The sequence below is a fragment of the Wolbachia endosymbiont of Drosophila tsacasi genome, from assembly GCF_028982115.1.
GTDB lineage: Bacteria > Pseudomonadota > Alphaproteobacteria > Rickettsiales > Anaplasmataceae > Wolbachia > Wolbachia pipientis_B.
Window position 1 is genome coordinate 1 of sequence record NZ_JAPQLJ010000006.1, and the last position, 10,089, is coordinate 10,089.

Here is a 10,089-nt window from a genome sequence, read left to right on the forward strand (position 1 = left end):
TTTCAAAAAAATCTTTGGAACGGAAAAAAATAAGAATATCCTGATCCACTTTTTGAACGATATTTTAGGGTTTACTGAGATAAATGCAATACAAGAAGTTGAGTTTCTTAGCACTATTATGGATCCCGAAGTTGCCTCTGATAAACAAAGTATTGTTGATGTTCTCTGCAAGGATTCTCACGGAAATAGATATATAGCAGAAATGCAGCTCGCTAGAGACAAGGGCTTCGAAAAACGCGCTCAATTATATGCCGCTAAAGCCTACTCAAGACAATTAGATAAATCTGGCAACTACATTGATTTAAAGAAAGTCTTCTTTATTGCTATATCAAATTGTAACTTACTTCCTGAAGAAATTGATTATATCTCTACTCATAATATACGTGATATAAAAACTAACGGCCATTACTTAAAAGATTTTCAATTTATCTTTATAGAATTACCAAAATTTTCAAAAAGCAAAGTAGAGCAGTTAGAAAGTATAGTAGAAAGGTGGTGTTTCTTTTTTAAATACGCAGAAGAAACAACAGAAGAGGACTTAAAAGAGATAGCAGAAAAAGCGCCAATAATAAAGCTAGCATATGATGAATTAGACAAGTTTCGTTGGGACGAAAAAGATTTAGTAGCTTACGAAGAAAGAATAATGGATCTATGCAAAGAAGAAGCCATTCTTGAATACAGACTTGATCTTGCTGAAGAGAAAGGTATACAAAAAGGTATAGAGAAAGGAAAAATTGAAGGGAAAATTGAAGGGAAAATTGAAGTTGCAAAAGCGATGCTGGCTAATAATGTTGATATTGACACTATTGTCAAGTTTACTGGCCTTTCTATTAGTGAGATTGAAGAATTAAGTGGAAATCTGTGAACGGTTACACTTGGAAAACTTTTGTGGCATAATTTAAGTGGGCAGTGTAGTCTACGATTACCGCATAATTTACTATATAGATATTCCAGAACATACAGACTTCAATTGAACACAGAAAAGATTCTTATCAAAGTTAATTACCCTTATTGTCAATAACTATTAGCTACAGACCAGTTCTTGTTAAGTTACAGTAAAGAAATGGGTCATATATAGCTAAACTGACTTACGATAATTTGAAAAACCGTCATTCCGCTACTAGTTAGCGCCGCGGCGGCATAGCTATAGAATATAGATCAGAAGTGACAAAGCCTAAAAAAAGGCCTAATATAACACAAAAAGCTTTATGAAAATCAGAGTTGGAGTAATAGGCTGCTTAGGCAAAATGGGCAAGAAAATACTCAATGAATTAATTACAAATACCAAAGTGGAAATAGCAGGTGCTGTTGCCCGTTCAGGCAGTAAGTACATAGATTCAGATATTGGACCAATTATAGCCAATCTAGGAATCAAGTTTACAAGTTCTATTAGTGGCATATTTGAGTCATCTGACGTTGTAATAGATTTTACAACTAAAGAATGTATGTTAGACTGCCTTAAAGCAGCTGTAAAATTTAAAACACCGCTGGTTAGTGGCACAACTGGAATAGAAGGTGTCGATTTAAAAGAGTATGCTGCTGAAGTTCCAATATTATGGTCAGCAAATATGAGTGTTGGGGTTAATGTGTTGCTGAAATTGGTAAAAAAAGCTGCTGAGCTTTTAGGTAATGAATATGACGTTGAGATTTGGGAAATGCATCATAACTTAAAAAAGGATTCACCATCTGGAACAGCTATAGAACTTGGCAAAACAATTGCTAACGCTTCAAAAGTGGATTTTCAGTCTAATCAATATTTACATAGTGGTTCAAACATAAGAAAAAAGGGGGGAATAGGTTTTGCAGTATCTCGTGGAGGTGGAGTAATAGGAGATCACAGCGTGATGTTTGTTAATTCTGATGAACGGATAGAACTAAACCACAAAGCAATTGATCGCACAACATTTGCTAGAGGAGCTGTTCAAGCAGCAGTATGGCTATATGAAAATAAAAGAGAAATTCCGGGGCTCTATTCAATGCAGGATGTGATATGAGCAATACACGTGCCTCTGTTAAAGATTTAAATCTCTGGTATGGCTCTAAGCAAGTTTTATTCGATATAAATTTGAATATTTATAAAAGAAAAGTTACTACTTTTATCGGACCATCCGGGTGCGGTAAATCAACATTTTTGCGTTGTTTTAATCGTATGAATGACTATGTACCTAGATGCAAAACTGTTGGTGAATTAGATATCGATGGGCTGGGTGATATATATTCACGCGATATGGATGTTGTGCTACTCAGAGCAAAAGTTGGCGTGGTATTTCAAAAACCAAATCCTTTTCCAAAATCAATATATGACAATGTTGCTTATGGGCCAAAACTGCATGGTATGGTGAAGGATAAGCAAAAATTGAATGAGATGGTGGAAAATAGTTTAACTAAAGTTGGCTTATGGGAAGAATTAAAAGACAGATTGCAAGATAGTGCACTCGATTTATCCGGTGGCCAACAACAGAGGCTATGCATCGCTCGCGCAATTGCAGTGAAGCCAACTATTTTATTAATGGATGAACCGTGCTCCGCTCTCGATCCAATGGCAACCAATGCAATCGAAAATCTTATACAAGAGCTGAAATTAAGGTTTACTATAATTATGGTAACTCATTCAATGAAGCAAGCTAAAAAGTTATCTGATAGTGTAATTTTCTTTCATAATGGCAGAATTGTTGAGTCTGGAAGCACTCAAGAAATATTTGAAGATGCTCAATCTCCCTTAACAAAGGAGTATATCCTGGATCATTAAATTTCTGTCATCCTATGGCTTTGCGATTAAATCCATTAGCTTCAAAAATTGTAATACTTAAAAATATGATTGAATAATTATTAATAATAGTGTATAATTATTAACGTTTTTCAGGCATTTTTGTTATGGCTTTTTCTAAATTTCTCGATCCAAAAAATGACTTCGCGTTCCGGCGTATCTTTGGTACTGAGAAAAACAAAGATATTCTTGTTCATTTTCTCAATGATATTCTAGGTCTCACTGGTGAGGCTGAAATAAAAGATGTAAAATTTCTAAGTCCCATTCAAAACCCTGAAATTGCCGCTAAAAAGGAAAGTATTGTCGATGTACTCTGTAGAGATTCTACAGGTGTTCAATTTATTTGCGAGATGCAGGTTGCTAGAACGACTGGCTTTGAAAAACGTGCCCAATACTATGCTGCTAAAGCTTATTCAAGCCAAGCCGGTGTAGGTGACAAATATCATGAACTTAAAGAAGTTATCTTCATTGCTATCACTGATTTTATTCTATTTCCTCATAAATCAGCCTACAAATCCGATCATGTCACTCTTGACAAGGTAACCTTTGAACATGATCTAAAAGACTTTAGTTTCACTTTTATAGAGTTGCCTAAATTTAAGAAGAAGGAAGATCAATTGGAAAATATAGTCGAAAAGTGGTGTTATTTTTTTAGGTATGCAAATCAGACTAGCGAAGAGGATCTAAAAAAAATAGTAGGAAGTGATATAATTATTGGTAGGGCTTACAATGAATTGAACCAATACAATTGGAGTGAAGAAGAGCGGTTTACGTATGATCAAGCTAAGAAACGTGAGGATGATAATTTATCTTGCCTTAAACAAAAACTTAATGAAGGCATCCAAATCGGTAGAGAGAAAGGTAGAATTGAAGGAAAAATTGAAGTTGCAAAAACAATGTTGGCTAATAATGTTGATGTTGACACTATCGTTAAGTGTACAGGTCTTTCCATTAGTGAGATTGAAGAATTAAGGAATGTGTTAAAAGAGTATTTGAATGACAAAATATAATGTTAAGAAGTCTAATCTACTTTCAATTCCCCAGTATGTAAATTGCGTGGTAAAGATTCTAATTCCTTTGCAGTACTTAAACTTTTATTTTTTGCATGTATACCAAGCTTATTAAATTCTCGGGCAGCAGGAAACACCCTTGCTTCAAGCGAACCAGCAGTTTTATTATAATGATCAACAGCGCTTTTTAAGCTCCTGCGCAAATTATCAAAGTTTTCACCCATTGTGCAAATGCGCTCATATAAAATATGACCTAGTTCACTGATTTTCTTTGCATTTTCAGCTATCATCTCTTGCTTCCATCCATACGCTATTGCTCTCAGCAACGCAATTAGAGTGATCGGTGTTGCAATGATCACTTTTTTTTCCACTCCAATCTCTATCAAAGCAGGCTCATATTCCAGCGCTGCACTAAAAACCCCCTCCCCTGTTAAGAAAAGCACCACAAGTTCTGGCGTATTTTCAAATTGATTCCAATACTCTTTTTTACCTAAGTCATTTATGTGTTTTTTTATTGCCAGGGAATGATTCTTTAATTTCTCCTTTTGTATTTGCAAATCATTCTGTGATATAGCATCCATGTAGGAATCCAGTGGCACTTTAGCATCTATTATTATTTGCTTTCCAGATGGCATTTTAATTATTAAATCAGGACGCAATAAATTATCCTCGTTTTTATCAATCACTGAGGCTTGAGTAAAAAAATCGCAATATTCAATCATTCCCGCCATTTCTACCACTCTCTTTAACTGCATTTCACCCCATTTTCCTCTAATGTGAGGCTTTCTCAAGGCATTAGCAAGGCTGGAAGTTTGGTTCATCAGCGCTCCAATTTGCTCCTTTAAACCTTCATAGGCCCCTACCCTCTCTTTTTCTAGCTCACGTATTTCATTATCGAATTTTTCTAATTTTTCTTTTATTGGAGTGACAACTTCGTTAATCGTTGCTTGTCTTTTTTTAAAATCGCTTTCCGTTTCTTTTAATTTACTATCGATTACTTCCTTTGCTAAGTTCAGAAAATTATTGTTATTTGTCTGCAAAGCATCAAGAGAGAGCGCTTTAAAAGTGTTTGTTAATCTCTCCTCTGCTTTTGTTAGTAACTCTATTTCCTTTTTCTTTTCCTCACGTTCTTTTTGCAGAGTTACTTCAAGTTCTGCTCTTTTGACCCTTAAATCAACTATTTCTTCATTATTCGTAAGCAAACTTTGTTTTGTCTCTTGAAGTTCTTGCTCTAATTTACATAAATTACCCTCAAGGTTTGCTTTCTTTTCGCTCAGTTTCTTTACGATAATGTAGAAAAATAGTAATAGAGAGACAACCAGAGCTATAGAATTGAAAAGCATCAGAATACAAAAAAAACCGTACTCTTAATACTATCTAATTTTTCTGTATATAAAAAAGAAAAAAGAGCACCTAAAGAAGTGCTCTTTTTTTGGAAGTTTGTTTATAGTTTATTACTTGTCTTATCATTACCAGCAGCTTGCACGCTAGGCGCAGTAAACGATGTTGCAGGCTTTGTTCCTTCTACACCGCCAACTCCTAATTGCTCACCTAAATTTTCATCAAAACCATAGAATGTTTCATCAGTATCATCTCCACAGCTATTTGTTTCTGGTGATCCTAAATTATCTTCCTCACTTTCTGTAGGTTCACTCAATCCAACCCTTACGAAACTCAAGCTACCAGAGTTTGATGTGCTATCATTTGCAGACGCTTCAGGTTGAGAATTGTCAACCCCTTTAGCCAAAGGTTGATATTTTTGTATAGAATCTATTACAACAAATGTCGACCCTTCCTTAAAGCTTAAGGAGCTTTTCATTTTATCTATATCATTAAATACTCGGTTATCACCTATTTTTTGCAGCGCGCTAATAAATAGAGATACGGAACCATCCCCATTTTCCTTCTTACTAAAATTGATTTTAAAATCACTTTTATTGCAGTATATTTCTGCACGATATTTACCATTATTTTTTTGTGTTTATAATCTTCTAGCTTTTGTTGAATATCATCTGCAAGACATAGTTCTAATTTTTCGTCAAAAACGTTGATAGTAGAAGATTCTCTCTTAGATTTCTCAGAGTTTGGTATTTCTTCAACTTTAAGGTAGTTTTCATTTAATGCTTCTTTTTGAGTTTTGGTGTTGTAGTACTTTTTGATTGTGCTTGAGCAGGTTCCTGTCTCTCATTGCCTGAAGACTTCTCTTGCTGTGATGTATTTTGTTGAGTAGCATTTGCTTTACCACCAAACAACCACTTCCAACCTGATGAAATTTTTCTTGCAATCCATGAAATTCCTGTGTGATCAGCAATCCACTTAAAAAACTTTTTTATTTTTCCCCACATATTTTACCCCTATAATTAATAATAAATTAACTCAGTTATTACATATAAAGTCTAACCTGTCAACTGTGGAAAGAAAATATATGGTATAAAAAGAAGTAAAATGGTTCTATAGCTAAACTGACTTACGGCAATTTGAAAAACCGTCATTCCACTACTAGTTAGCGGAATCTATCCGTGGCGGTATGACGTGTTGCTTTGGTCAGCTATAAAGATGATGCTGTGGAAGTTTTTAGTACTTGCTCGCAACTTTCAACAATTTAATAGCACTGGTGTTTACAACCTCTCCGCCGACACGCTTAGTGACAAAGAACCTCACATAAGGTTTATTCGTATAAGGGTCTCGTAATATTCTCATTCCTCTGTTATCTACAATCTTATAAGCTTGTTTGAAATCTGCCATCGCAATTACCGGTAGCTGATTGTTTGGCACCGGTGGCATATCGGCAGATTGATATACTGGTATTCCCATTAAGGTATCTGGAGCTTCAAGCGACAAACTTGGTTGCCAGAGATATTGGCCCTCTTGAGATTTTAGCAGCCTAATGTTCTTCAACGTACTCCTGTTCATCAAAAATGACGCATCTTTGGAATAATATTCATCCAGAGAGTAATACAACATCATTATTGAATCGCTATCTAATTTTTCAGTTTTAACTTGCTCTATTTTATTATAACTGTTTCCATTTTCATAAGTTAAAATTCCTTTGGGTTGAAAAGTGCCCTCACCTTTAATGAAGCTTCGCTTTCTTCCTTACTAAAAGTCTCGGCAATCTTTTCCACCAGCCAACTCTCAACATCAACAAACGCATCATCGAGTAACTTTTGTGATATTTGTGGTTGAGCATATAACTCGTAAGTCGTGATAGAAATCTTTTGGATTTTGGGTGTGTCCGTATCTTTTGCAAAATCATACTTAGATTTATTGCCACCGTCCTCATCATCTACTGTTTCACTGCTCCAACCTGCACCGGCACGGTTAAAATCTTCTATAATGTAATCCAATGTTTCAGTAGAGATTCTTTGATTGGAGCATATTTGTCGCATTGGGGACGAATCAGTTACGCGCTTGTTTATGCGTTTTACAATATGCGGAGTAACTAGATACCCTCCAATATCATTATCATCTCCACTGAGGGTTTTGTGTGATAAACCGCTTTCCATTCCCTTGCGGATATAATCAGAAAAATATTTATCACTTGTTCTAAAATCTGTATTTACTTCTGGCCGTTGAGCTGCAGTTTCGATCAAGTCTAAACGCTCTTTGCAACTATCAATGGCATTATTTACCTTGCATAGCTGCTCAATCGTTGCAGAATCAGCACGCCCTTTGCTCTCAATTTCTTTTAATTTGCGATCATTTATTAATTTAAATTGCTCCCATGATGAAGCGAGTTCATTAATACGGTGAGCGATATCGGTAAGTGACATAATAGCCTCCTTTGAAAATGAAATTAGAATGGAAAATTAGTTAGCATTAGACTTCTTTTGAATTTTGCAGGCAACTGTGTTGTAATTTGAAGATAACAACCCTGTTGTTAACTACACTTCAGCATGAAAAAAAACCGAAGAAAACTTATTTGTTGAGAATATGAAGCTAGAAACAGCGTGGCACTTTGTACCACGCTTAGTACTGTAAGCTTAATCCAGCAATCAAATTAAGCGAGGCAAAACAAAAAATAATAACACTATATAACGTTCGTTTTTTTGTGTCAAGCACTTTTTTTTATCTGCTTCGATTAGATAAGGGATTTCAATATTAATTCTGCACTACTTGCAGTTTTTGTAATGGGTCTGCCAATGACGATATAATCGGCTCCTGAATTTATTGCTTCTCTTGGTGTTGCTGTTCTTTTTTGGTCGTCATGACCTGGATCTATACGAATTCCTGGAGTAATGATTTTAAAGTCTTCACCGCATTCTTGGCGCACTTCTTGAGCTTCCAATGCAGAACAGACTATTCCATGGAGTCCAATCTTTTTTGCAAGCTTTGCAAGCAAAATTACCTGTGATTTTACCTCTCTTGCTACTCCAAGCTCGTTTAAATCCTCATTGCTCATACTAGTTAGCACTGTCACTCCAATCAGCTTTATTTTTGTGCCTTGCACCACACTTAGCGCTTCTTCAAGCATTTTTGTTCCACCGCTGATGTGCAGAGTTAACATTCCAATGCTCAGAACTTTTATTACTTCAACGGTTTTAGCTACAGTGTTTGGAATGTCATGCAATTTCAGATCTAAAAAAATTGGTACATTACATTTTGCAACTTCTTGCACTCCAGAGAGACCATGAGCAGCAAAAAATTCTAATCCCAGCTTTACCATGCCAACTTTACCACGCAGAATATTAGCTAGAGAAATAGCCTTATTTAAGTCTTGTGTATCCAGTGCGCATATTATTGGGTTCATTATCTTGCATGATTTATTTTATAATAAGACTAATTGTTGTATTGTCAAGTTCTTGCACTCTGATTGAATTGACTGTATTCATTACATACTTCCTTTAATAGAGATGAAGGTTTGGTCGGAGTGGATGAGCGACTGTTATATCCAGAATCTTCCTCGGATCCATACTCACGATCTCCTGCATATAAAGAAACAGATGTTTCGTCTGGCAATGATGCATATTCAGAATCTTTTACAAGTTCTGGCAAGTGTTGTACGGCTGTTTCTTTTAGTTCTTCTAATAAAGATTTTATTACTTGAATCTCACCAGACACTTTTTTTAATACTGCTTCTATATTATTATCTCTACTTCTTTTTATTGGTCTTTCTATCTCGCATGCTATATGTTGTATAGCCCGTTGTATAAGACTCACTATTTCCTTCAAACCTTTTTGAAGTTGTTCTATTTGGTAGCATCGAACAAGGAAAAATCTTGTTAAACCTGAAAGAAACTATTTTATCCAGTGCTATAACAATTTTTAAATATAATTTATTAAGAAGTATTTTTGCAGTTATAACCGGAACGCTCAATGGTGCTAGAGTGCCCGTTTGGGAGCATGGTTTTGGAGGAACGGTTAAACCACTGATGGAGTCTATTACAACTACCTCGATTAGAAGATTGTATAATCTAACCGTCCCAAGCTTAAATACTTCTTCATTATAAGTTATAGGAGGTCAATTACAATGACAAAAAGTAAATTAGAGGTAATGAATCCTGATGCAGCAGGGATAGATGTTGGTTCGGCTGTACATTATGTATGTATACCCGAGAGAAGAGATGAGCAACGTGTTCAAAAATTTGGCTGCTTCACTGAAGACCTTCATAATTTAGCAAGGTGGTTAAAAAAGTGTAAAGTTACAACCGTAGCGATGGAATCAACTGGTGTATATTGGATTCCTTTGTTTCAAATACTGGAATCTTACGGTTTTGAAGTTAAGTTGGTAAATGCGCGACATGTAAAAAATGTACCTGGGAGAAAGTCAGATGTTCAGGACTGTCAGTGGTTACAACAACTACATAGTTATGGATTACTCCAAGGGTCATTTAGGCCAGATAGCCAGATGTGTGTATTGCGTAGTTACGTGCGACAACGTAAGAACCTCACTGAAAGTGCATCTACACATGTTCTGCGTATGCAGAAGGCATTAATTCAAATGAATATACAACTGCATAGAGTTATAAGAGATATAACAGAAGTAACTGGTATGAAAATTATCAAGGCTATAATTAAAGGCGAAAGAGATTCTGGGAAATTGGCTCAATTCAGGGATGCACGAATAAAAAATGATCAGTCTACTATAGCAAAAGCGTTAGCTGGCGATTATAGAGAGGAACATGTATTCACGCTAAAGCAAGAATTTGAACTATATAATATTTATCAAGAAAAAATAGCAGAATGTGATAGAAATATTGAGGTCTATTACAAAACGTTTGAAACAAAATCTAACGAAAGTAAACAGTTGAGTAAGGAAAAGAATAAGCACAGAAAAAGTAAGCCTGACTTTGCTTTGCACGAGGAACTGCA

11 protein-coding genes and 1 pseudogene are annotated in these 10,089 nt (G+C 35.4%); 6 read left to right on the top strand and 6 right to left on the bottom strand.

The annotated features are described in order from the left end of the window. The 4 genes from OZD70_RS00255 to OZD70_RS00270 all read left to right on the top strand — a co-directional run. Positions 1–865 (top strand): Rpn family recombination-promoting nuclease/putative transposase (locus OZD70_RS00255; RefSeq protein ID WP_275020090.1); only part of this gene is annotated, 865 nt, incomplete at its 5' end. Between the two features lie 343 nt (positions 866–1,208). After that, a complete protein-coding gene (dapB, locus tag OZD70_RS00260; protein ID WP_275020093.1) occupies positions 1,209–1,994 on the top strand; it encodes a 4-hydroxy-tetrahydrodipicolinate reductase in 786 nt (261 codons plus the stop codon). Beyond that, positions 1,991–2,749: a phosphate ABC transporter ATP-binding protein PstB gene (gene pstB / locus OZD70_RS00265; protein WP_275020095.1), complete on the top strand. Its 759-nt coding sequence runs from the start codon at positions 1,991–1,993 to the stop codon at positions 2,747–2,749. The genes dapB and pstB overlap by 4 nt, the downstream gene beginning before the upstream one ends. Before the next feature lie 125 nt (positions 2,750–2,874). Next, entirely contained in the window at positions 2,875–3,777 is a 903-nt protein-coding gene (locus OZD70_RS00270) for an Rpn family recombination-promoting nuclease/putative transposase (protein WP_182182994.1), read from the top strand. An 11-nt stretch (positions 3,778–3,788) separates the two neighbouring features. On the opposite strand, the gene OZD70_RS00275 is transcribed toward OZD70_RS00270, so the two are convergent. The 6 genes and pseudogenes from OZD70_RS00275 to OZD70_RS00305 all read right to left on the bottom strand — a co-directional run bounded on the left by OZD70_RS00275 (position 3,789) and on the right by OZD70_RS00305 (position 8,937). Beyond that, positions 3,789–5,120 (bottom strand): DNA recombination protein RmuC, encoded by a 1,332-nt coding sequence (locus OZD70_RS00275; protein ID WP_275020097.1) that lies wholly within the window; start codon positions 5,118–5,120, stop codon positions 3,789–3,791. Between the two features lie 101 nt (positions 5,121–5,221). Further along, positions 5,222–5,596: a hypothetical protein gene (locus tag OZD70_RS00280; RefSeq protein WP_275020099.1), complete on the bottom strand. Its 375-nt coding sequence runs from the start codon at positions 5,594–5,596 to the stop codon at positions 5,222–5,224. Between the two features lie 298 nt (positions 5,597–5,894). Then, entirely contained in the window at positions 5,895–6,122 is a 228-nt protein-coding gene (locus OZD70_RS00285; RefSeq protein ID WP_275020101.1) for a hypothetical protein, read from the bottom strand. Between the two features lie 229 nt (positions 6,123–6,351). Next, a pseudogene (locus tag OZD70_RS05935) lies at positions 6,352–7,550 on the bottom strand (phage major capsid protein). A 308-nt stretch (positions 7,551–7,858) separates the two neighbouring features. Further along, the gene (pyrF, locus tag OZD70_RS00300) at positions 7,859–8,527 is read right to left on the bottom strand and encodes an orotidine-5'-phosphate decarboxylase (RefSeq protein ID WP_182182998.1); all 669 of its coding nucleotides are present in this window, start codon (positions 8,525–8,527) and stop codon (positions 7,859–7,861) included. A gap of 44 nt (positions 8,528–8,571) precedes the next feature. Then, on the bottom strand, positions 8,572–8,937 hold the full coding sequence (locus OZD70_RS00305; RefSeq protein WP_275020104.1) for a hypothetical protein: 366 nt from the start codon (positions 8,935–8,937) through the stop codon (positions 8,572–8,574). Positions 8,938–8,996: 59 nt separating this feature from the next. On the opposite strand from OZD70_RS00305, the gene OZD70_RS00310 reads away from it, so the two are divergent. Next, positions 8,997–9,227 carry a hypothetical protein gene (locus OZD70_RS00310; RefSeq protein WP_275020106.1) on the top strand — a complete coding sequence of 77 codons (231 nt, stop codon included), beginning with the start codon at positions 8,997–8,999 and terminating at the stop codon, positions 9,225–9,227. 14 nt (positions 9,228–9,241) lie between these two features. After that, on the top strand, positions 9,242–10,089 hold an 848-nt coding region (locus OZD70_RS00315; protein WP_275020111.1), incomplete at its 3' end, for an IS110 family RNA-guided transposase.

Coding starts and splice junctions, on each gene's coding strand:
- dapB (WP_275020093.1), top strand. CDS start 1,209: ATGAAAATCAGAGTTGGAGTAATAGGCTGCTTAGGCAAAATGGGCAAG.
- pstB (WP_275020095.1), top strand. CDS start 1,991: ATGAGCAATACACGTGCCTCTGTTAAAGATTTAAATCTCTGGTATGGC.
- OZD70_RS00270 (WP_182182994.1), top strand. CDS start 2,875: ATGGCTTTTTCTAAATTTCTCGATCCAAAAAATGACTTCGCGTTCCGG.
- OZD70_RS00275 (WP_275020097.1), bottom strand. CDS start 5,120: ATGCTTTTCAATTCTATAGCTCTGGTTGTCTCTCTATTACTATTTTTC.
- OZD70_RS00280 (WP_275020099.1), bottom strand. CDS start 5,596: ATGAAAAGCTCCTTAAGCTTTAAGGAAGGGTCGACATTTGTTGTAATA.
- OZD70_RS00285 (WP_275020101.1), bottom strand. CDS start 6,122: ATGTGGGGAAAAATAAAAAAGTTTTTTAAGTGGATTGCTGATCACACA.
- pyrF (WP_182182998.1), bottom strand. CDS start 8,527: ATGAACCCAATAATATGCGCACTGGATACACAAGACTTAAATAAGGCT.